This window comes from Thioalkalivibrio sulfidiphilus HL-EbGr7 (genome assembly GCF_000021985.1).
GTDB lineage: Bacteria > Pseudomonadota > Gammaproteobacteria > Ectothiorhodospirales > Ectothiorhodospiraceae > Thioalkalivibrio_A > Thioalkalivibrio_A sulfidiphilus.
The window spans coordinates 1299908-1320383 of record NC_011901.1; the positions used below are offsets into that span (position 1 = coordinate 1299908).

22 protein-coding genes are annotated in these 20476 nt (G+C 65.5%); 15 read left to right on the forward strand and 7 right to left on the reverse strand.

The genetic code is table 11. From position 1 onward, the window contains the following. Positions 1–77 precede the first annotated feature (77 nt). Both TGR7_RS06050 and TGR7_RS06055 read left to right on the forward strand, forming a co-directional pair. Positions 78–758, forward strand: a complete 681-nt coding sequence (locus TGR7_RS06050; protein ID WP_012637777.1) for a heavy metal response regulator transcription factor — start codon at positions 78–80, stop codon at positions 756–758. Continuing rightward, a complete protein-coding gene (locus TGR7_RS06055; RefSeq protein ID WP_012637778.1) occupies positions 755–2182 on the forward strand; it encodes a heavy metal sensor histidine kinase in 1428 nt (475 codons plus the stop codon). Before TGR7_RS06050 ends, TGR7_RS06055 begins: the two co-directional genes overlap by 4 nt. On the opposite strand, the gene TGR7_RS17430 is transcribed toward TGR7_RS06055, so the two are convergent. The 5 genes from TGR7_RS17430 to flgA form a co-directional block, all read right to left on the reverse strand. Beyond that, complete coding sequence (locus TGR7_RS17430; RefSeq protein WP_012637779.1) at positions 2134–2361, reverse strand: hypothetical protein; 228 nt, start codon at positions 2359–2361, stop codon at positions 2134–2136. The genes TGR7_RS06055 and TGR7_RS17430 overlap by 49 nt on opposite strands. Positions 2362–2369: 8 nt before the next feature. Further along, positions 2370–3110, reverse strand: a complete 741-nt coding sequence (locus tag TGR7_RS06060; protein WP_012637780.1) for a flagellar brake protein — start codon at positions 3108–3110, stop codon at positions 2370–2372. A gap of 130 nt (positions 3111–3240) precedes the next feature. After that, complete coding sequence (locus tag TGR7_RS06065) at positions 3241–3717, reverse strand: flagella synthesis protein FlgN (protein ID WP_012637781.1); 477 nt, start codon at positions 3715–3717, stop codon at positions 3241–3243. A gap of 4 nt (positions 3718–3721) precedes the next feature. Further along, a complete protein-coding gene (gene flgM / locus TGR7_RS06070; RefSeq protein WP_245523034.1) occupies positions 3722–4012 on the reverse strand; it encodes a flagellar biosynthesis anti-sigma factor FlgM in 291 nt (96 codons plus the stop codon). Positions 4013–4123: 111 nt separating this feature from the next. After that, positions 4124–4810, reverse strand: coding sequence for a flagellar basal body P-ring formation chaperone FlgA (gene flgA / locus TGR7_RS06075; protein ID WP_041441108.1), 687 nt, complete (start codon positions 4808–4810; stop codon positions 4124–4126). Positions 4811–5034: 224 nt separating this feature from the next. Here flgA and TGR7_RS06080 point away from each other — a divergent pair, with 224 nt between their 5' ends. The 13 genes from TGR7_RS06080 (at position 5035) to flgL (ending at position 17524) form a co-directional block, all read left to right on the forward strand. After that, on the forward strand, positions 5035–5967 hold the full coding sequence (locus TGR7_RS06080; protein WP_012637784.1) for a chemotaxis protein: 933 nt from the start codon (positions 5035–5037) through the stop codon (positions 5965–5967). A gap of 140 nt (positions 5968–6107) precedes the next feature. Beyond that, the gene (locus TGR7_RS06085) at positions 6108–6935 is read left to right on the forward strand and encodes a CheR family methyltransferase (RefSeq protein ID WP_012637785.1); all 828 of its coding nucleotides are present in this window, start codon (positions 6108–6110) and stop codon (positions 6933–6935) included. 196 nt (positions 6936–7131) lie between these two features. Continuing rightward, a complete protein-coding gene (gene flgB, locus TGR7_RS06090; RefSeq protein WP_012637786.1) occupies positions 7132–7524 on the forward strand; it encodes a flagellar basal body rod protein FlgB in 393 nt (130 codons plus the stop codon). 6 nt (positions 7525–7530) lie between these two features. After that, the gene (gene flgC / locus TGR7_RS06095) at positions 7531–7950 is read left to right on the forward strand and encodes a flagellar basal body rod protein FlgC (protein WP_012637787.1); all 420 of its coding nucleotides are present in this window, start codon (positions 7531–7533) and stop codon (positions 7948–7950) included. Between the two features lie 13 nt (positions 7951–7963). Next, on the forward strand, positions 7964–8644 hold the full coding sequence (locus TGR7_RS06100) for a flagellar hook assembly protein FlgD (RefSeq protein ID WP_012637788.1): 681 nt from the start codon (positions 7964–7966) through the stop codon (positions 8642–8644). Positions 8645–8675: 31 nt separating this feature from the next. After that, on the forward strand, positions 8676–9902 hold the full coding sequence (gene flgE / locus TGR7_RS06105) for a flagellar hook protein FlgE (protein ID WP_012637789.1): 1227 nt from the start codon (positions 8676–8678) through the stop codon (positions 9900–9902). 27 nt (positions 9903–9929) lie between these two features. Beyond that, entirely contained in the window at positions 9930–10670 is a 741-nt protein-coding gene (flgF, locus tag TGR7_RS06110; protein ID WP_012637790.1) for a flagellar basal-body rod protein FlgF, read from the forward strand. Between the two features lie 22 nt (positions 10671–10692). Next, positions 10693–11484: a flagellar basal-body rod protein FlgG gene (flgG, locus tag TGR7_RS06115; RefSeq protein WP_012637791.1), complete on the forward strand. Its 792-nt coding sequence runs from the start codon at positions 10693–10695 to the stop codon at positions 11482–11484. A 6-nt stretch (positions 11485–11490) separates the two neighbouring features. Then, positions 11491–12180 carry a flagellar basal body L-ring protein FlgH gene (flgH, locus tag TGR7_RS06120; RefSeq protein ID WP_012637792.1) on the forward strand — a complete coding sequence of 230 codons (690 nt, stop codon included), beginning with the start codon at positions 11491–11493 and terminating at the stop codon, positions 12178–12180. Positions 12181–12235: 55 nt separating this feature from the next. After that, positions 12236–13336 carry a flagellar basal body P-ring protein FlgI gene (locus tag TGR7_RS06125; RefSeq protein ID WP_187148430.1) on the forward strand — a complete coding sequence of 367 codons (1101 nt, stop codon included), beginning with the start codon at positions 12236–12238 and terminating at the stop codon, positions 13334–13336. A 53-nt stretch (positions 13337–13389) separates the two neighbouring features. Further along, positions 13390–14361, forward strand: a complete 972-nt coding sequence (gene flgJ / locus TGR7_RS06130; protein WP_012637794.1) for a flagellar assembly peptidoglycan hydrolase FlgJ — start codon at positions 13390–13392, stop codon at positions 14359–14361. Positions 14362–14423: 62 nt separating this feature from the next. Beyond that, positions 14424–16319 (forward strand): flagellar hook-associated protein FlgK, encoded by a 1896-nt coding sequence (flgK, locus tag TGR7_RS06135; protein WP_041442639.1) that lies wholly within the window; start codon positions 14424–14426, stop codon positions 16317–16319. A gap of 2 nt (positions 16320–16321) precedes the next feature. Continuing rightward, positions 16322–17524, forward strand: coding sequence for a flagellar hook-associated protein FlgL (gene flgL, locus TGR7_RS06140; protein WP_012637796.1), 1203 nt, complete (start codon positions 16322–16324; stop codon positions 17522–17524). A gap of 104 nt (positions 17525–17628) precedes the next feature. Here flgL and TGR7_RS06145 read toward each other — a convergent pair whose 3' ends face one another. Together TGR7_RS06145 and TGR7_RS06150 are read right to left on the reverse strand one after the other, a co-directional pair. Next, positions 17629–18303: a class II aldolase/adducin family protein gene (locus TGR7_RS06145; RefSeq protein WP_012637797.1), complete on the reverse strand. Its 675-nt coding sequence runs from the start codon at positions 18301–18303 to the stop codon at positions 17629–17631. Positions 18304–18310: 7 nt separating this feature from the next. Continuing rightward, the gene (locus TGR7_RS06150; RefSeq protein WP_012637798.1) at positions 18311–20395 is read right to left on the reverse strand and encodes an EAL domain-containing response regulator; all 2085 of its coding nucleotides are present in this window, start codon (positions 20393–20395) and stop codon (positions 18311–18313) included. Between the last annotated feature and the right edge of the window lie 81 nt (positions 20396–20476).

The following is a 20476-nucleotide window of genomic DNA, read 5'->3' on the forward strand; positions in this document are numbered from 1 at the left end:
TCTGCGTAATCTTTGCCCGGAGGGGCTGCACCCGGTGGCAGAATGGCGTTCAGGTCACATGTAATTGGAATGACAGCGTGAAGATTCTCATCGTGGAGGACGAACCCAAGACCGGCGAATACCTGCGCCAGGGTCTGAGCGAGGCGGGGTTTGTGGTGGATCTTGCCCGGGATGGCCTGGACGGCCTGCACCTGGCCACCACCGGGGACTACGACCTGCTGATCCTGGACGTGATGCTGCCGCGCATGGATGGCTGGGCCCTGCTGCAGGCGGTGCGCCTGTCGGGCCGGGAGATGCCGGTGCTGTTCCTCACCGCCCGGGACGCGGTGGAGGACCGGGTGCGTGGCCTGGAGTTGGGGGCCGACGACTACCTGGTCAAACCCTTCGCCTTCTCGGAACTGCTGGCCCGGGTGCGCAGCCTGCTGCGCCGGGGCAAGAGCAAGGAACCGGAGACCCTCAAGGCCGCCGATCTGGAGATCGACCTGCTGCGCCGCCGGGTCACCCGGGGCGGCACACGCATCGATCTGACCGCCAAGGAGTTCGCTCTGCTGGAACTGCTGGTGCGTCGCCAGGGGGAGGTGCTGCCCCGCTCGCTGATCGCCTCCCAGGTATGGGACATGAACTTCGACAGCGACACCAACGTGATCGAGGTGGCGGTGCGTCGCCTGCGCGCCAAGGTGGATGAGCCCTTCGAGCCCAAGCTGATCCGAACGGTGCGCGGCATGGGCTACGTGCTCGAGGCGCCGGAGGCACCGTGAGCCATAAGACAGTGAGCGATCTTGGCCTCGGGAGCGCCCGTCGCCGCCTGTCCCTCACCACCCGTCTGGCGCTGTTGTTCGCCCTGGTGGCCGCCGTGCTGCTGCTGGCGCTGGGGATGCTGCTGAGCCACGCGGTGGATCGCCACTTCGACGAACTGGACGAGCACGACCTCACCGCCAAGCTCACGGTGATCGGCCAGCTGGTGGCCCGCACTGACAGCGAGACCGCCCTGGACAGCCTGCCGCAGCGGCTGCGCGATGCCCTGGCCGGACACGACAACGTCGGCGTGCTGCTGCGCGACCACGAGGGGGTGGTGATCTTCGGTGCGAATCTCTCCGCCTTCGAACCGGCCCAGTTGACCGGTGCGGCCCCCGTGGCGGGACAGGGCTGGACCCGCGAGGGACGGCGCTACATCGGGCGCGAGGGGGCCTTCCAGCTGCCCCTGGCGGTTCCCCTGCCGGTGCATGCGGCAGTGGCCCTGGACATCAGCCACCACGAGCATTTTCTGAATCAGGTGCGGCTGAGCCTCTGGCTCGGGGTGACCCTGGCGGCGGCCCTGGCCGCCTTGCTGGGCTGGCTGGCGGCGCGCCAGGGCCTCGCGCCCCTGGCCCGGGTCACGACCACCGCCCGGCGCCTGTCCGCCGAGCAGCTCGGCGAGCGCATCCCCGCCGGCGATGCCCCGGCGGAGGTGCGCGAACTGGCCGAGGCCTTCAACGGCATGCTGGATCGCCTGGAGGCGGCCTTCCAGCGCCTGTCCGATTACTCCGCGGACATCGCCCATGAGCTGCGCACCCCGGTGTCCAATCTCATGACCGAGACCGAGGTGGCCCTGTCCCGTACGCGCAGCGCGGAGGCCTATCGCGAGGTGCTGCACTCGAACCTGGAGGAGTTCGAGCGCATGTCACGCATGATCGGCGACATGCTGTTCCTGGCCAAGGCGGATGAGGGTCGCCTGCCCCGGGTCGCGGAGCCGGTGGAACTGGCCGAGGAGGCGCAGGCACTGCTGGAGTTCTACGAGGCCCTGGCGGAGGAGCGGGGCGTGGGCCTGTGTGTGGTGGGGCAGGCGCGGGTCAGGGGCGACCGGCTCATGCTGCGTCGCGCGGTGTCCAATCTGCTCTCCAATGCCCTGCGCCACACGGCGCCCGGCGGCGTGGTGGAGATTCACATCGAGGAGACGGACCAGGAGGCGCGCCTGGCGGTGTGCAACCCGGGCCCCGCCATCCCTGCGGAGCGCATCCCCAGGCTGTTCGAGCGTTTCCACAGGATCGACGACGAGCGCGCCGGGCAGGGCGAGGGGGCGGGTCTGGGTCTGGCCATCACCCGCTCCATCGTCGAGGCCCACGGCGGACATATCGACGCGATCTGCGAGGGCGGCTACACCACCTTCACCTTGCATCTGCCGGGAATGAAAGTTATGCCGTAGGTGCTTCGGCTGGCGGCTATGCCCTGTTGCCAGGGAGTCGGTCGTACAGCGCCCGAGCACCGGGCGGGCCACGCGGTGGACAGGCCCAGGTCGGTGCCGATGGAGGCGCGGCCCTCATCCAGGGCGGTGGCGGCATACCTGAGCCAGCGTCTGTCCCGGATGCGCTGGATCAGGCCCATGATGGTTTTCAGTCCCGGGACTGCTTGCGCAGCTGTTCCCGTTCCAGTTCCACGATCGCCTGCAGCAGTTGCCGTTCGGCCTGGGGTGCGAGCTGGGTGAAGCGCGCGCCGATGTGCACCCGGCCCTGGGTGGGGTGGCTGTGACGGATCTCGGCACTGCAGGCGATGGCGTGGTGATCCGGCAGCTCCAGGGCTTCCACCTCGACGATCTCGAGATCCTCGAAGACGCTGTCGGCGGGCATCAGGGCCCCGAAGCCGCCCAGGGAGATGTCCTGCAGACGTCCGCTGATCTGGGCTCCGTCGCCCTTGCGCAGACGCACCTTCAGTTCCTTGCCCAGCCCCACGTAGGCGCGGAAATGGGCGCGTTTCTGCTGATAGTGGATGAGCTTGGGCAGTGGACCCGCATAGAAGGCGATGCCTTCGTGCTCGCCCACGTGGATCACCTCGATGGCGAAGTGGGCGGGGAGGTTGTTGTAGAAGCCGTACAGGTGCAGGGTCTGACCCACGGCGATCTTTTCATGGCCGTCGGCCGGCGCCAGTTCGTCCAGGAAGACGTAGCCCTTCTCGGCGTCGATCTTGAGCAGGGTGGTGTTGAAGTAACCGCGCTGGTTCTCGATGCGCGCGCTCAGCAGGGCACGGCCGTCCTTCATGGCATCGAGCACCGCGAGGATGCGCCGCCGGTGGCTGATCTGCTCGTTGAGGCTGCCCTCAACCTCGGGGGAGGGCGGCACTGCCGGGGTTTCGTTCATGCTGGATCGGGAGCCCTGCGCTGGGGCCGCCTCTGTTGTTTGTCTTGGTTATTACGGCAGCTGCGAGGTGTCGCGCTGCCAGCCCGGGGCCAATGTAACACGGAAGGCCGGTCCGTTGATGGACCGCTTGTCAGGCCTTGGAGATGTGCCGGGAGGCGTCGCCGGTGACGGTATGGCCGGAGGGGCCGTAGAGTTCCGTGCGGGGATCTTCGCCGCGCAGGATGTGGATCGCCTGGTCCACCTGCTGGCGCTGGGTTTCCACCACGCCGCCGTTGATCTGGTTGAGCCGCTTGCAGCGGCCCATGACCGTCTGCAGACGGTCCCAGAGGGGCGACATGAGACCTTGTTCGTCCCAGGCGCGCAGGCAGGCGGCCATGCCGGCGGCGTCGGCGTCGAAGCCGGCGGTACGCATCAGCTGGGTCTGCTCGCGGGTGAGGCGTTCCAGGGACACGACCAGTTGCTGCTTCTCGGCCACCGCCTGGTTCAGGGCCTGAAGATCGCGCTCTGCCAGGGCATTGCTCTCACGTTCCAGGGCGGATTCCAGCAGGCAGGCCTCGCGGACGGCCTGGTTGAGCAGTGTGTCGAGTCTCTGGGCGCTGGCGTGCATGGCGTCAGAGAAGGTCCTCGGTCTGCATGAGCTTGTCGGCCACCCGCTCGGCGTTCACCTGGTAGCTGCCGTCGGCGATGGCCTGGCGGATCTCGGCCACCCGCTGGCTGTCCACGGCGGGCTGGGCGCTGGCGGTCTGGGTCAGGTCGCTGAGCCGACGAGCGGTGTCGGTCAGGGTCACCTGGTCGTCGCTGCTGCGCGAGGAGGTGCTGCCCCCGGCCTCACCACCGCGGGAGCCGCGGCTGTCGGACACGGCGCGGCCATCGCCGGTGGCGCGGGCCTGTGTCTGACTCAAGTTTTTGATATCAATGGACATTGTTGAATCCTCTGGCCCTGGGGCTGTTCCCTGTTGAACACATTATCGGCAGCAACAGGGGATTCTTGAGGCCTGGATTACGGTATTGGGTCACATTCTAACACCCACGACACCGTGGGAGAGCACGACCCCTTCGACCACCCGACGGGAGGAGAGGTTGCGCACCTGGACCCGTTCGCCCCGGCTGCCGTCGGCCAGGGCCTCGCCTTCCACCCGCACGTTCACGGCGCTGCCTTCGGCCAGCAGGGTGACCCGCTGACCCCGGCGCACCAGCCGGGGGGGCTCTACCATCTGGGGCGTGAGCACGGTACCGGCGGGCAGGGCACGGCGCAAGACCATGTCCCGGGCCAGTTCCAGGTCGTTGAGGTAGCCGCCGGGCAGGGCGCCGACGTCATGGCGTTCCAGGCGCAGATGCTGGGCCTCCAGCTGCATGCCCCGGGGCAGGGGATGGCCCAGGACCACCACCTCGCCATGGACCGCCACATGCACGGGGACGTACAGGGACCAGGTCACCGGGCCCAGGCAGCGGATGCCCACGGTGCTGTTGCCCGCCAGGCGGGCACCCGGGGAGGTGAAGGGTTCCAGGCCCTGCTCGCAGGCGCGCAGGCGCAGGCGGGGATCGAGGCGGCCCGGCGAGACCGTGACCTCGAAGGCCTCACCGTGGGCCGCGCGGGCCTGCTCAGCCATGTAGCGGGTGGCCGTGTCTAGGATGCGTTCGTGGGGTTCGTGGGCCAGCGCGGGTGTACTGATCAGCCACGCCGTGAGGCACAGCAACACGCCCGCGGCCGAGACCCTGCGTGTCTTTGAGCGAGGTCCGCCCGTGGGTCCTGGCCCGGGCCGGTCACTGAGTGTCGAGTTGTTGACGGTATAGCACATCATGGCAGTGAGCTTGCAAGAGGCATGCCATGGTCCCGCTCAAGGAAATCTGCGCAAGGCCGATAGAGTTGTCCATAATGGACAAGAAAAGCGCCGCACCCTTGCGCCAACCTCGGGAGAGTTCCATGACCGGTGTGCTTGATGAAGTCAACCGTCGTACCCAGCTGGTGGGGCAGAACCGCCTCGAACTGCTCATGTTTCACCTGGGTGACAAGCAGCTGTTCGGCATCAATGTCTTCAAGGTCCGCGAGGTCATTCCCTGTCCGCCCCTCAAGCGCATGCCGGACTCCCACCCGGTGGTGGCGGGCATCGCCCACATCCGGGGCAGCACGGTACCGCTGATCGACATGGCCAAGGCCATCGGTAAGGCCCCGCTGCCCAAGACCGAGGGCACCTTCGTCATCATGACCGAGTTCAACCGCACGGTGCAGGGCTTCCTGGTGTCCGCGGTGGACCGCATCGTCAATCTCAACTGGGATGCCATCCGGCCGCCCCCCAAGGGCACGGAAAAGGGCAGCTACCTGACCGCGGTCACCAACGTGGACAACAAGCTGGTGGAGATCGTCGACGTGGAGAAGGTGCTCGAACTGGTCACCGGACCCGCCAAGGGCGTCTCCGCCGAGATCGCCCAGGCCGGCCAGGAGGCCTCCGGGCGTGTGCGCCGGGTACTGGTGGCCGATGACTCCTCGGTGGCCCGCAAACAGATCAAGCGTTCTCTCGACGAGATCGGGGTAGAGAGCATCATCGTCAAGGACGGCCGGGAGGCCCTGGACACCCTCAAGGAACTGACCGCGGTGACCGGTTCCATCGACGACCAGATCGCCCTGCTGCTCTCCGACATTGAGATGCCGGAGATGGACGGCTACACCCTGACCTCGGAACTGCGCAAGGTACCGGAGCTGGCCGGGTTGCACGTGATCCTGCATTCCTCACTGAGCGGGTCCTTCAATGCCGCCATGGTGCAGCGCGCTGGCGCCAACCGGTTTTTGCCCAAGTTCAATCCCGATGAACTGGCCGCTGCCGTGCTTGAACACATCAAGGGCAGCGCCGATTCCTGAGGCACCGTGGCGGCCGAGATGTACCCCCGTCGATTGCCGGGGCGGCAAGATCTTGCCGCCCCGGCAAGTGTGCCCATGACCGGCCCGTGACCGTTATACTGCCAGTGCCCGCAACCGGCACAAACCAGGAGAGCGACCCCTTGTCATCCACTGCCATCCAGCCCCAGGACTACGAGGACTTCCGTCTGTTCCTGGAAAAGAGCTGCGGCCTGGTGCTCGGCGACAACAAGCATTACCTGGTGACCAGCCGACTGTCCCGGCTGATGGGTGAGTTTTCCGTGGGTTCGGTGAGCGAACTGCTGCGCCTGCTCAAGACCGGATCCCGGCCCGGGTTGCGCGAGCGGGTCATCGAGGCCATGACCACCAACGAGACCTACTGGTTTCGCGACGTCTTCCCCTTCGACATCCTCAAGGACACCATCTTTCCGGAGCTGGGCAAGAAAGGCGTCAACCCGGTGAAGATCTGGTCGGCGGCCTGCTCCAGCGGTCAGGAGGCCTACTCCATCAGCATGATCGTGAGCGAATTCCAGCAGGCCCGTCCGGGGGTGCTGAAGAACGTGCAGATCGTGGGTACCGACATCTCCACGGCCATCGTGCGTGATGCCCGCGAGGCCACCTACGACAGCCTGTCCGTGGGCCGCGGCCTGTCCCAGGAGCGGCGCGACCGCTTCTTCGTGCAGCAGGACAACCGCTGGCAGCTGCGCCCGGAGATCCGTGCCCGGGCGAGCTTTCGCGAGTTCAATCTGCTCGACAGCTATACCCTGCTGGGCAAGTTCGACGTGGTGTTCTGCCGCAACGTGCTGATCTATTTCTCGGCGGAATCCAAGCGCGACATCCTCAAGCGCATCGCCCAGATCCTCAACCCCGGCGGCTATCTGTTCCTGGGGGCTTCCGAGTCCATGGCCAACTATTCCGACGCCTTCGAGATGGTGCGCTGCAACCCCGGCGTGGTGTACCGCAAACGCTGATCCGGGATGCCCGGATCCGGGCGTCAAAATCCCGTCCTTCCAGGCCTGAGCCCCGCTGCCGTGGCGGATTGTTGCCGCCATCAAGTCGTCACATCCCGCTGTCTATCCAATAACTCATTGAAATAAATACAGATTAAATCATGGCATGCCTGTTGCATTGCTTTCGTGCAGACAAGACTCACGAGGTGAAGCAGGCATGTCACTGTCCTTCGACAAGGCCCTGGGTATCCACGCCGATGCGCTGCAGTTGCGCTCCCGGCGCCTGGAACTCCTGGCCTCCAACCTGGCCAACGCCGATACCCCCAACTACAAGGCGCGGGACATCGACTTCCGTGCCGCCCTGAGTCAGGCCCAGGGCGGGGGCGTGGGTCTGATGCGCACCCACGCGAGCCATCTGTCCGTGCAGGGCGGTGGCGTGGGCGGCGAGCCGCTCTACCGCATACCCAACCAGCCCTCCCTGGATGGCAACACCGTGGACGCGCAGCTGGAGCAGGCGGCGTTCTCGGAGAATGCCGTGCAGTACCAGGCGAGCCTGGATTTCCTCAACAGCCGATTCCGCGGTCTGCGCACCGCGCTCAAGGGGGAGTGATAGCCCATGAGCAACCTGTTCAAGATCTTTGATGTCTCCGGCTCGGCGCTCAGCGCCCAGTCCGTGCGCCTCAACGCCATCGCCAGCAACATGGCCAACGCCCAGGTGGCCAGCCAGACCCCGGAGGGGGCCTACCGGGCCAAGCATCCGGTGTTTGCCTCGGTGCTGCAGGCGGCGGGCCAGAGCGGCTCCGCAACGCCGGTGCGGGTGGTCAATGTGCTGGAGAGCCAGGCGGAGCCGGTGGCCGAATATGCGCCCAACCACCCGCTTGCCAACGAGCAGGGCTACATCTTCAAGCCCAACGTCAGCGTGGTGGAGGAGATGGCCAACATGATCTCCGCGTCACGTTCCTACCAGAACAACGTGGAAGTGATGAATACCACCAAACAGCTCCTGCTGCGCACCCTGCAGCTGGGTCAGTCGTAACAGGAGGCCTGAGATGAACAGCGCCAGCGCCATCAGTGCAGACATCATGAACAAGCTGGGACTCACCTCCCACGAGACCGCCAACACGAAGGGTGATGATCGCCTGGGCCAGAGTGATTTTCTCAGGCTCATGATCACCCAGCTGGAGAACCAGGATCCCTTCAAGCCCATGGAGAGCGGCGAGTTCCTGGGCCAGCTGGCGCAGTTCGGTACGGTCTCCGGCATCGAGGACCTGCAGAAATCCTTCAACCGCTTCAGCCAGAGCATCGCCTCGGGCCAGGCCCTGCAGGCCGCGGCCCTGGTGGACCGTCATGTCACCGTCCCGGGCGACATGATCATCATGGATCCGGCCGAGGGCATGCGGGGGGCGGTGCAGGTGCCGGCCTCGGCCGAGGTGGTCATCGGTGTCTACAACCAGGCCGGCCAGCTGGTGCGGCGAATCCCCATGGGTATCCAGGAGGCCGGGCTGCGCGAGTTCCACTGGGATGGCCGGGACGAGACCGGCACGCTGCTGGCCCCGGGTATCTACGAATTTGCAGGTCTGGCCAGTGATGGGCGCGGCACTGAGGCCCTGGACATGCATCTCTCTGCTCGGGTCGAGAGCGTGAGCCTGGGCAACAACAACGGTGCCCTGCTTCTCCAGGTGGAGGGGATGGGTGAAGTGAATTTCAACAAGGTGAGACAGATCGGCTGAGGCCGGGCGTCGAGTTCACAGGAGACAGACCATGCCATTTCGTACTGCATTGAGTGGTTTGAACGCGGCCTCCGCGGATCTGCGTGTCACGGGTAACAACATCGCCAACTCCGGCACCACGGGCTTCAAGCAGTCCCGCGCCGAGTTCGCCGATGTGTTTGCCCTGTCCTATGGCGGTATCAGCCAGACGGCCATTGGCACAGGCGTGCGCCTCTCTGCCGTGACCCAGCAATTCAGCCAGGGCAACATCGAGTTCACGGGCAACAACCTGGACCTGGCCATGAACGGCCAGGGCTTTTTCGTGCTCAATGACAGCGGCACCCAGGTCTACAGCCGCGCCGGGGCATTCCAGGTCAATCGCGAGGGCTACGTGGTCAATACCCAGGGCCAGCGCCTGCAGGTCTACACGCCGCAGAATGCCGAAGGCACCCAGTTCAACACGGGTTCCCTGGCTGATTTGCAACTGTCCCTGTCCGAGGCGCCACCCAGTGCGACCACCGATGTGAACGTGCGCCTGAATCTGAGTTCCGTCGTAGAGCCCATCGATCCGGCGATCGCTTTTGATGTGGCGGATCCCAGCAGTTTCCACTATTCGACCTCGCTGACCGTCTACGACACCCTGGGCCAGGCGCACACCGCATCGCTGTATTTCCGCAATACCGACACGCTGCAATGGGACAGTTATCTGGCCATTGATGGGAATCTGGCTGGTGGACCGCTGCCGCTGGAATTCAACAGCGATGGCACGCTCAATACGGCCACAACCACGACGCCTCTGAATTTCGGCACCTATGCCCTGACCAATGGCGCGGACGATCTCAATATCGACTTTGATCTGGCCAATGCCACCCAGTATGGCGGTGCCTTCAATGTCACCAGCCTGAGTCAGAACGGATTCACCACCGGCCGTCTGAACAGCATCGACATCGATCCCACCGGTGTGGTGTTCGCACGCTTCACCAACGGGCAGTCACAGGCCCTGGGCCGCGTGGCCCTGGCCAACTTCGCCAACCCACAGGGTCTGCAGCAGCTGGGCGACAACGCCTGGGGTGAGTCCTTTGCCGCCGGCGATGTGATCCTGGGTGAGGCGGATACCGGCAACTTCGGCCTGATCCAGGCCGGTGGCCTGGAAAGCTCCAATGTGGACATCGCCGAGCAGCTGGTGAAGCTGATCACCGCACAGCGCAACTTCCAGGCCAATGCCCAGGTGATCACCACCGCTGACGCGGTGACCCAGACCATCATCAACATCCGCTAACGCCAGGGCCGACAGAGGTAACCGCTGATGGACCGCATGCTCTACGTCGCCATGTCAGGCGCCAAGGAAACGGCGCTCACCCAGGCACGCAACACCCAGAACCTGGCCAATGCCAACACCACCGGGTTCAAGGCGTCCCTGGACGTGTTCACCAGCAAGCAGGTGGTGGGACCCGGTCACGGCACGCGCACCTATGCCCTGACCCAGGACATGAAGGTGGATCTGAGCCCCGGTCCGTTGCAGGCCACGGGGCGTGACCTGGACGTGGCGGTGCAGGGCAACGGCTGGATCGCGGTGCAGGCCCCGGATGGCACCGAGGCCTATACCCGCGCCGGTGACCTGCGCGTGGACTCGGTGGGCCTGCTCACCACGGGCACCGGTCTGCCGGTGCTGGGTGAAGGCGGTCCCATCGCTGTGCCGCCCTTCGAGACCTTCGAGATCGGCAGCGACGGCACCATCAGCATCCGGCCCCTGGGGCAGGGTGCCAACGTGCTGGCGGAGGTGGACCGCATCAAGCTGGTCAACCCCAATCCCGATGAACTGGTGCGTGGCGAGGACGGCCTGATCCGCCACCAGCTGGGCGTGGAGCAGCCGCCCGATGCGGGCGTGACCCTGGTGCGGGGCATGCTGGAATCCAGCAACGTGAACACCGTGGAGGCCATGGTCAACATGATCGACCTGGCACGCCACTTCGAGATGCAGGTGAAGATGATGAAGACCGCCGAGGACAACGACGCGGCCTCCGCATCCCTGTTGCGTCTGACTTGAAGAACATCATTGAGGTAACGCCATGAACAAGGCCCTGTGGATCGCCAAGACCGGACTGGACGCGCAGCAGACGCGCATGTCCGTGATCTCCAACAACCTGGCCAACGTCAACACCACCGGCTTCAAGAAGGGTCGCGCGGTGTTTCAGGACCTGATCTACCAGACGGTACGCCAGGCGGGTGCCCAGGCCGCCCAGGACACGGAACTGCCTTCCGGCCTGATGCTCGGCACCGGTGTGCGCACCGTGGCCACGGAGAAGATGTTCACCCAGGGCAACGTCACGCAGACCGAGAACGCCCTGGACATGGCCATCGAGGGGCGCGGCTTTTTCCAGATCCTGATGCCCGACGGCAACATCGCCTACACCCGTGATGGCAGCTTCCAGCTGAACAGCGATGGCCAGCTGGTCACCTCCGGCGGCTACGAGGTGGATCCGGGCATCGTCATCCCCGAGGGTGCCCTGAGCGTGACCGTGGCCGAGGACGGCACCGTCAGCGCCACGGTGGCCGGCAACGTGGCGCCCATCGTGGTGGGCAACCTGCAGCTGGCGGACTTCATCAACCCGGCGGGCCTGCAGCCCATCGGTCAGAACCTGTTCATCGAGACCGCGGCGAGTGGCGCGCCCCAGGCGGGCAACCCGGGCCTGGATGGTCGTGGCCGCCTGCTGCAGGGATTCCTGGAAAGTTCCAACGTGAACACCGTGGAGGAGCTGGTGAACATGATCGAGACCCAGCGGGCCTACGAGATGAATTCCAAGGCCATCTCCACCGCTGACCAGATGCTCCAGTACGTCAACAACAACCTGGGTCGATAACACGCCATGAACAGCCAGAGCCTCAAGTCGATGCGTTCCGTCTCCCTGGTGCTGCTGGCCGGCCTGGTGCTGGGCGGCTGCGCCAGCGTCAACGGCGTGAAGCCCGGCGACAGTCCGGAATTTTCCGCGGTGAATCCGCCCATGCCCGTGCCGGCGGAATACAACAACGGCGCCATCTTCCAGGCCAGCTACGGCACCGGCCTGTTCGAGGACTACAAGGCCCGCCGCGTGGGCGACATCCTCACGGTCCGGCTGGCCGAACGCACCCAGGCGCGCAAGTCCGCGAACACCAGCACCAGCAAGGAATCCAGCGTCAACATGCCGACCCCCACCGTGCTCAATCGCACGATCCCCGAACTGAGCACCAGCATCGAGGGCTCCCGTTCCTTCGACGGCGCGGGGGACAGCGCCCAGAGCAATCAGCTGGATGGCTCCATCACCGTGATGGTGGCCGAGGTCCTGCCCAACGGAAACCTCGTGGTGCAGGGGGAGAAGTGGATCCGCATCAACCAGGGCCAGGAGTTCATCCGCCTGCGCGGCATCGTGCGTCCCGTGGACGTGCGTGCCGACAACACCATCCTCTCCACCCAGATCGCCAATGCCCAGGTGGCCTATGGCGGCAGCGGCACCCTGGCCGACAGCAATTCCCCCGGCTGGCTGACCCGCTTCTTCAACAGTCCCGTGTGGCCCTTCTGAGGAGCCTGCAAGCATGATCAAGTCACTTGAAAAGGCACTGTGTTCCGGCTGGCTGATGGCCCTGTGCCTGGCCCTGGTGATCGCGCCCCAGTTCACCGCGCCGGCCAAGGCCTACGAGCGGGTCAAGGACCTGGCCTCGGTGGCCGGTGTGCGCAGCAACCAGCTGGTGGGCTATGGCCTGGTGGTGGGCCTGGACGGCAGCGGTGACCAGACCACCCAGGCGCCGTTCACCGTGCAGTCCCTGAAGAACATGCTGGGTCAGCTGGGCGTCACCGTGCCGCCCAACGTGAACCCGCAGCTGCGCAACGTCGCGGCGGTGATGATCCATGCCGACCTGCCGCCCTTCGCCAAGCCGGGCCAGATGATCGACGTGACCGTGTCCTCCATCGGCAATGCCTCCAGCCTGCGCGGCGGCAGCCTGCTCATGACCCCGCTCAAGGGGGCCGACGGACAGACCTATGCCATCGCCCAGGGCAACCTGGTGGTGGGCGGCTTCGGCGCCGAGGGGCGCGACGGTTCGCGCATCAGCGTGAACGTGCCCAGCGTGGGCCGCATCCCCAACGGCGCGTCCGTGGAGCGCGAGGTGCCCACCGCCTTCGCCCAGGGCGACAGCGTGATGCTGAACCTGCACCAGCCCGATTTCACCACCGCCAACCGCCTCTCCGACGTGATCAACGACACCATGGGCCCGGGCACCGCACGGGCCGTCGACGGTTCCTCGGTGCGGGTGAGCGCGCCCATCGACCCGGGCCAGCGGGTGGCCTTCGTCTCCATGCTCGAGAACCTCACCGTGCGTCCCGGCGCGCCGGCCGCCAAGGTGATCGTCAACTCCCGCACCGGCACCGTGGTGATCGGCAGCAACGTGCAGGTGATGCCCGCCGCCGTGACCCACGGCAGCCTCACCGTGACCATCACCGAGTCCTTCGATGTTTCCCAGCCGGCCCCGCTCGCGGCCGGCGAGACGGTGGTCACGCCGCGCACTGACATCGAGGTCACCGAGCAGGTCAATCCCATGTTCCTGTTCGGCCCCGGCGTGACCCTGGACGAGATCGTGCGCGCCGTGAACCAGGTGGGCGCCGCCCCCGGTGACCTGGTGGCGATCCTCGAGGCCCTGCGCCAGGCCGGCGCCCTGCGTGCCCAGCTGATCGTCATCTAGGTTTTACTTTGAATCTTGAATCTTGAATCTTGAATCTTGAATCGCCGTAACGGATGAACACCGACCTCTCCAAGGCCTACACCTACACCGACTTCCAGGGGTTCTCCGACCTGCGCCGCCTGGCGCGGGAGGAGAGCCCGGAGGCGGCGGAGGCGGCCGCGCGGCAGTTCGAGGCGCTGTTCATCCAGATGATGCTGAAAAGCATGCGTGATGCCATGCCCGTGGACAGCGGCATGGACGGTGACCAGGTGAAGTTCTACCAGGGGATGTTCGACCAGCAGATCGCCCTGGAGATGTCCCGGGGCGAGGGCATCGGCCTGCGCGAATCCCTGCTGCGCCAGTTGAACCCGGAAGCACCGTTGGCGAGCAGCGGTGATGGGGAACTGCCCATGCCGGTCCACCGCCTGCCGGTCTACCAGCGTCCGGAGAATCCCTGGCCGCAGTCCAGGGTCGAGGCGCCGGCATCGGCTGCGGCGCCCGCTGCCGCCGATGATGCCTCGGGCCTGCCCCGCGACTGGCGTCCCGAGTCCCCCGAGGCCTTCATCCGGGATCTCTGGCCCCATGCCGAGCGGGCCGGACAGGCCCTGGGCGTGGCCCCCGAGGTGCTGCTGGCCCAGTCGGCCCTGGAGACGGGGTGGGGCCGCCACATGATCCCCAATGCCGATGGCAGCAACAGCTTCAACCTGTTCGGCATCAAGGCGGACAATCGCTGGGACGGCCCCCGGGCCCACGTACAGACCCTGGAGTACGTGGGCGGGGTGCCTGAGCGTCAGCGCGCCGCCTTCCGCGCCTATGAGCATCCCGGACAGAGCTTCGATGACTACGTGGCGTTCATCACCGGCAATCCCCGCTACCGGGAGGCCCTGGCGCGGGTGCCCGAGGCGGAAGGCTACCTGCGGGGCCTGCAGGCGGCCGGCTACGCCACCGATCCCGCCTACGCGGACAAGATCCTGGACATCCTGGGACGCGGCAGCCTGCAGGCCGTAGTCGCCCTAAAGAATTCGGATCAGGCGCCGATAAGCTGACATGAGGACCAAGCGCATGCGTCACATCACCAGCAATTTTGCCTATGTTCCGGGGTGCCGTCATGAGTAGCGGCGTCCTGGGTATCGGCGTGTCCGGCCTGCTGGCCTTCCAGCGGGCGCTCGGTGTCACCGGCAACAACATCGCCAACTCCGCCACCGAGGGTTACAGCCGCCAGCGCATCGATCTCAGCACCCAGATCCCGCAGTTCGCCGGCAATGGCTACTTTGGCAGCGGCGTACAGGTGTCGGGAGTGAATCGAATCTTCGACCAGTTCGTGGAGACCCAGCTGCGCAACAGCACCTCCGCGAGCGAGCAGTATGCCCTCTATTACGATTTTGCCCGCCGGGTGGACAATCTGTTGGCAGATCCCGACTCGGGTCTGGCACCGGGTCTTCAGCAGTTCTTTGCCGCCGTGCAGGACGTGGCCAACGACCCGACCTCCAATGCTGCCCGGCAGGTGCTGATCTCCGAGGCGGAATCCCTGGTGGATCGCTTCAGCTTCCTCAATCAGCGCCTGGAGGAGCAGCGCAATCTGGTCAATGGCCAGATCCAGACCACGGTGGCGGAGATCAACAGCCTGGCTGAAGCCATTGCCGATCTGAACGAGGACATCGTCTCCGCCCTGGGCCGGGGTGGCGGGGCGCCGCCCAACGACCTCCTGGACCAGCGTGACCGGCTGGTGCTGCAACTCTCCGAGCTGGTGTCCGTGAACACCATCGAGCAGGACGACGGCGCCCTCAATGTCTTCATCGGCAATGGCCAGAACCTGGTGCTGGGCAACCGGCCCACGGTGCTGGTCGCCGATGGCCTGGGTCCGGACCCGGCCCAGATGCAGGTCGGCTATGTGAGCCCCGGCGCCACGGTGGACATCACCTCCTACATGACCGGTGGCCGGCTCGGTGCACTGCTGGACCTGCGCACCTCGGTCCTGGACGTGGCGCAGAACTCCCTGGGACGCACCGCCATCGGCCTGGCCCAGGCTTTCAATGATCAACATGTCCTGGGGCAGGATCTCAACGGTCAGCTCGGCGAGGCCTTCTTCCGTGTCCCCGCGCCAGAGGCCATCGCCGGCGCGAGCAATGCCGCCACCGGTGATCTCCAGGTGGAGATCCAGGACTACTCGGCGCTCACACTGAGCGACTATCGCCTGCGTTTCGACGGCGCGGACTGGCAGCTGCGCCGGGAGCCGGGTGGTCAGCTGCTGGGTGCGGTCGCACCCGGTGGCACGCTGCTGATCGAGGGGCTCAGTATCGACACCTCGGGCATCGCGGGTGCTGCCACCGGTGACACCTTCCTCATTCGGCCCACCCGAGGTGGTGCCAACCAGATCGATACCGTGATCAGCGACCCGCGCATGGTCGCCGCGGCCTCGCCCGTGCGTGCCAGCCCGGACGGGGACAACACGGGGCCTGCGATCGTGCGCTCGGTGATTGCCGTGGATCGTGACGCCCTGGATCTCACGCCGGTCACGGTGACCTACAATGCCGGTGCCTCCCAGTTCGAGATCGGCGGGGACACCTATCCCCTGGACCCGTCCGGTGTGACCGTCATCAACCACAACGGCTGGGAGCTCACCATCGAAGGGGTGCCCGATGACGGTGACGCATTCCAGGTGGGTCCGAACATCGGCGGGGTAGGCGACAACCGCAACGCCCTGGCACTGGCCGGGCTTCAGGACCAACGCATGATGGTCGGCGGTACCGCCACCCTCGAAGGCACCTACAACACCCTGGTGGCGGAGGTGGGCACCCGCACCCGACAGGCCGAGATTGCCGCCCGCGCCCAGGTCAAGCTGCTGGACGAGGCCAGGGCCCAGCGGGAGTCCATCTCCGGGGTGAACCTGGACGAGGAGGCGGCCAACCTGCTGCGCTATCAGCAGGCCTACCAGGCGGCCGCACAGGTCATCTCGGTGACCAACTCCCTGTTCGACACCCTGATCAATGCCGTGAGGCGTTAGCCATGCGCGTATCGACGACCCAGATCTTCCGTAATGGCATCGGAGCCATCCAGGACAACCAGCAGGGCCTGGCCCGGACCCAGCTGCAGCTGGGTACCGGGAAGCGAATCCTCTCGCCCTCTGATGATCCCAGTGGCGCGGTGCAGGCCTTGCAGTTCCGCAGTTCCGTGGAGAAGACCGAGCAGTACCAGCGCAATGGCAATATCGTCGAGCAGCGCTTGAGGCTCAGTGAGACCATCCTGACCTCCGTGGGCGAGGGCCTGCAGCGGGTGCGGGAACTGGCCGTGCAGGGCAACAACGGTTCCCAGACCAACGAGACCCGCCGCTACATCGCCGGGGAGATTCGCCAGATCCTGGACGAGCTTGTGCAGCTGTCCAACACCCGGGATGCCAACGGCGAGTACATCTACGCGGGATTGACCTCTCTGACTCAGCCATTTTCTCCGGGCGCGGGCGGCGAGGTGTTCTACAACGGTGACGACGGGCAGCGCCGATTGCAGATCAGCCCCGTGCGCCAACTGGCCATTGGTGATTCTGGCCAGGCCGTGTTCATGGATATCCCGACGGGCAACGGCACCTTCGTGGTGAGGGACGATCCGGGCAATACCGGTGGTGGTGTGATCGATGCGGGCAGTGTCATTGATTTCAATGCATGGCAAGCGGACACATACACCATCAGTTTTTCGGAAGTCGGGGGAGAGCTGTTCTACGAGGTTTCTGGCGGCGGGCTGCCCCCGGTGAGCACGCCCTTTGTGGAGGGCGAGGCCATTCGCTTTGCCGGCATCGAGACCCGTATCCAGGGGACTCCGGCCGATGGCGATTCGTTCACGCTCTCGCCCTCGGAAAACCAGGATCTGTTTGCCACCTACCGCCAGTTGGCCGAGGCCCTGGAGGCTCCGGTCACCGACACCCCCAGCCGGGCCCGGCTGAACAACGCCGTTAACCGTGCATTGGTGAACCTGGACCAGGCGCTGGGAAATATCCTCGATACCCGGGCCAGTGTCGGTTCGCGGCTCAAGACCGTGGAGAATCAGCGCAATATCAACGAGGACGTGTTGCTGCAGCTGCGCACCACCCTGTCGGAGATCGAGGACCTGGACTACGCCGAGGCCATCAGCCGCTTCAACCTGCAGCAGACCGCCTTGCAGGCGGCCCAGCAGAGCTATGTGCAGGTGCAGCGCCTGTCGCTGTTCAATTTCATATAGGGCGCAGAGACAAGATACAAGAGGCAAGAGCTGACGTGCGCAGGTCGGGCTTCAGCCCGACATCAGGTGCATGAACTGGCACCTGCTTCTGGCTGAAGCCCGATCTACGTTAGGTCTTTTTCATCGTACTGTGGGCCGTAGTCGGAGAATTGCGCCATCACCTCGTCCATCTCCGCATCGCTCAGCAGCACCGGTTCCCCCAGCTGGCAGGCGCGCCAGTACTGTTCGCAGAGCTTCTCTACGGTGAGTGCGAGGCTCACCGCCTCCTCCAGGGTTTTCCCCACCGTGACCATGCCGTGGCTGGCCAGCAGGCACGCCTTGCGGTCCTGCAGTGCATCTACGGCGGCCTCGGCCAGGTCTTGGCTGCCGAAGGTGGCGTAGCGGCTGCAGCGGATGTCCGGGCCGCCGGCCTGGGCGATCATGTAGTGGAAGGGCGGCAGGTCCCGGCGCAGGCAGGCGAGGGTGGTGGCAAACATGGAATGGGTGTGCACCACGGCATGGACCTCGGGGCGCGCATCGAGGATCGCCCGGTGCAGGGGCCATTCGCTGGAAGGGCGCCCGCCCCGGGCGTGGTTGTCGCGATCCAGTAGGACCAGGCGCTGCGGCGTGAGCCGTTCCCAGGGAAGGCCGGACGGGGTGATGAGCAGACCCTCGCCCAGGCGCAGGCTGAGATTGCCTTCCGCTTCCTGGTTGAGTCCCGCCCGGTACAGGGCGAGTCCGGCCCGGGTGAGTGCGTCCCGGGCCCGGGTCTCGTCGCTGGCTGCCAGGGATTCGGACACCGGGGCGTCAGCTCATGGAGGTGAAGTCGTACTCGAGCTTCTCCGAGGGTGCCTGCAGGAAGTTGCCCTGGATGTAGTTCACGCCGATGCCCCACAGGATGGACAGCCCCGTGGCATCCTCTACGTGCTGGGCGATCACCAGCTTGTTCTGGCCGTGCGCCCCGTCGGTGAGCTGGCGGATGCTTTCCTGGTTCTCCTCGCTGCTGCTCAGCCTGTCCATGAAGCTGCTGTCGATCTTGAGGTAGTCGGCAGGCACGTGCTGCAGCAGCTGGAAGGGGTTCAGTCCGGTGCCGAAATCGTCCAGCGCGAAGCGGCAGTGCAGGCCCTTGAGGCCCCTGACGAATTCCTTGGCGGGCTTGAGATGATTGACCACCGTGGTCTCCTTCATCTCGAACACCACGCACTCGGCGGGGATGCGCCGTTCCTTCAGCTGCTCCACGATCCACGGCAGCATGCCGGGTTCCTGCAGGGAACCGGCGGTGAGCTTGATGAAGAAGGTGGTCTCCTTGCCCTTCTTGCGTTGTTCCACCAGCTGGTCCAGGGCGTGGCTGATGACCCAGCGATCCAGCACCTTGGCCATGTCGGTGCGTTCGGCACTGGGCATGAACTCGGATGCCGGGATCTCCTGGCCGTCTTCGCCCAGCAGGCGCATCAGCACCTCGTAGCGTTCGCCGGATTCCCCGTGCAGGCTGACCACCGGCTGGTAGAGCAGGCGCACCCGATGCTTGCCGATGGCCTCGGTGATGCGGGCGATCCAGGACTCGTCCAGCTGTCGCTGGGTCATCTCGCCTTCCTTGGGCTTGTAGCTCACCGCCTGGTTGCCGCCGGCCTTGCGGGCCTCCTCGCAGGCCTTGGCGGCGCGGGACAGCAATTCATTGGCGCTTGGGGCGTTCTCATCGATCTGGGTCACGCCCGCCGAGGCGGTACAGGTGATGGAGCGGCTGTCCACCTCGCAGATCAGGGCGGCGATGTCCTTGAGCATGGCCTTGAGGAAGGCCTCGGCATCGGCCGTTTCCCAGTGGCTGGTGAGGATGGCGAAGGCCTCGCCGTCGAAGCGCGCCACCACGTCGTTCTGGCCGCAGTGTTTCTCCAGGATCTTGCCCACGTCCCCGAGCACCAGGTCACTGCCGGCGACCCCCACCTGGTCGCGGATCTCCTGGAACTTGTCGATCTGCAGTTCTACCAGGGCGGCATTGCCCTTGCCCTGGGTGGCCTGGCCCAGGGCGGATTCCAGGCGTTCCATGAAGTACTGGCGGTTGTACAGCCCGGTGACCAGGTCGCGCTGGGCCAGGTAGTTGATCTGCTGCTCCAGCTCCTTGGTGTTGGCCTGACTGCGGATCAGGATCTGGGTGCAGGGTTCACCGTCGATGCTGGCAGGGGTGAATTCCATCTGGGCGGTGAAGGACTCGCCGGCGGAGTTCTTGAGCTTGATCTGTACCGACTGGCCGGACTCGTTGCCCTCCGGGGCATGGTCGTAGTTGCGCAGGAATTCCTTGAGGGTGCCCTGGTCCTCCTTGGCCACCATGTCCATGATGGGCATGCCTTCCAGGTCGTCGGGATCGGTATAGGCGAACAGCTCCAAGTAGGACTGGTTGGCGTAGATGTGCATGCCGTCATGCACGTAGGCGATGGCGTCGCGGGAGCTGTCCAGCAGGTTCTTGCAGCGTCGCTCGGCCTCGCGCAGGGAGGATTCCTGGGTCTTGAGCTGACGCCAGTGGCGCTGAGCCTCGGCGGCGCGGGTCACCACCAGCTTGAGATGGTCCGGGCGATCCTTGCGTACCATGTCGTGGGCGCCCAGGGCGAGGCAGTCCACCACGTCCTGATTGGCATCGTTGGCAATCGCAATCACCGGCACATGCCTGCCCATGTCGCGGATGCCGGACATGACCTGTTCGAGACCCAGTTCCGGTTCGGAGTCCAGGGTGCAGAGCACCACGTCGGGGGCGTGTTTCTGGAGTTTTTCCAGGAGATCGTCCTGGTCTTCAGCCCGTTCGGGCCTGACGGCGAAACCGGCCGACTTGATGGTGCTGATCATCATCTCGGCGTCGTTCAGGTCACGCTCGATGATCAGCAGGCGGAGAAGGTTTTCCATGTGCGACGTGGGCTCCCGTGTATCCATTTGGCGCGCAGAGAGCCATTGTGCCGTAGACCGGCCATGCTGTGCCAGCATCCA

Coding starts and splice junctions, on each gene's coding strand:
- TGR7_RS06100 (WP_012637788.1), top strand. CDS start 7,964: ATGAACAGCGCCAGCGCCATCAGTGCAGACATCATGAACAAGCTGGGA.
- TGR7_RS06125 (WP_187148430.1), top strand. CDS start 12,236: ATGGCCCTGTGCCTGGCCCTGGTGATCGCGCCCCAGTTCACCGCGCCG.
- TGR7_RS06060 (WP_012637780.1), bottom strand. CDS start 3,110: ATGAACGAAACCCCGGCAGTGCCGCCCTCCCCCGAGGTTGAGGGCAGC.
- TGR7_RS17430 (WP_012637779.1), bottom strand. CDS start 2,361: ATGGGCCTGATCCAGCGCATCCGGGACAGACGCTGGCTCAGGTATGCC.
- flgJ (WP_012637794.1), top strand. CDS start 13,390: ATGAACACCGACCTCTCCAAGGCCTACACCTACACCGACTTCCAGGGG.
- flgH (WP_012637792.1), top strand. CDS start 11,491: ATGAACAGCCAGAGCCTCAAGTCGATGCGTTCCGTCTCCCTGGTGCTG.
- flgF (WP_012637790.1), top strand. CDS start 9,930: ATGGACCGCATGCTCTACGTCGCCATGTCAGGCGCCAAGGAAACGGCG.
- TGR7_RS06065 (WP_012637781.1), bottom strand. CDS start 3,717: ATGCACGCCAGCGCCCAGAGACTCGACACACTGCTCAACCAGGCCGTC.
- flgK (WP_041442639.1), top strand. CDS start 14,424: ATGAGTAGCGGCGTCCTGGGTATCGGCGTGTCCGGCCTGCTGGCCTTC.
- flgG (WP_012637791.1), top strand. CDS start 10,693: ATGAACAAGGCCCTGTGGATCGCCAAGACCGGACTGGACGCGCAGCAG.
- TGR7_RS06080 (WP_012637784.1), top strand. CDS start 5,035: ATGACCGGTGTGCTTGATGAAGTCAACCGTCGTACCCAGCTGGTGGGG.
- flgC (WP_012637787.1), top strand. CDS start 7,531: ATGAGCAACCTGTTCAAGATCTTTGATGTCTCCGGCTCGGCGCTCAGC.
- flgL (WP_012637796.1), top strand. CDS start 16,322: ATGCGCGTATCGACGACCCAGATCTTCCGTAATGGCATCGGAGCCATC.
- flgE (WP_012637789.1), top strand. CDS start 8,676: ATGCCATTTCGTACTGCATTGAGTGGTTTGAACGCGGCCTCCGCGGAT.
- flgB (WP_012637786.1), top strand. CDS start 7,132: ATGTCACTGTCCTTCGACAAGGCCCTGGGTATCCACGCCGATGCGCTG.
- TGR7_RS06150 (WP_012637798.1), bottom strand. CDS start 20,395: ATGGAAAACCTTCTCCGCCTGCTGATCATCGAGCGTGACCTGAACGAC.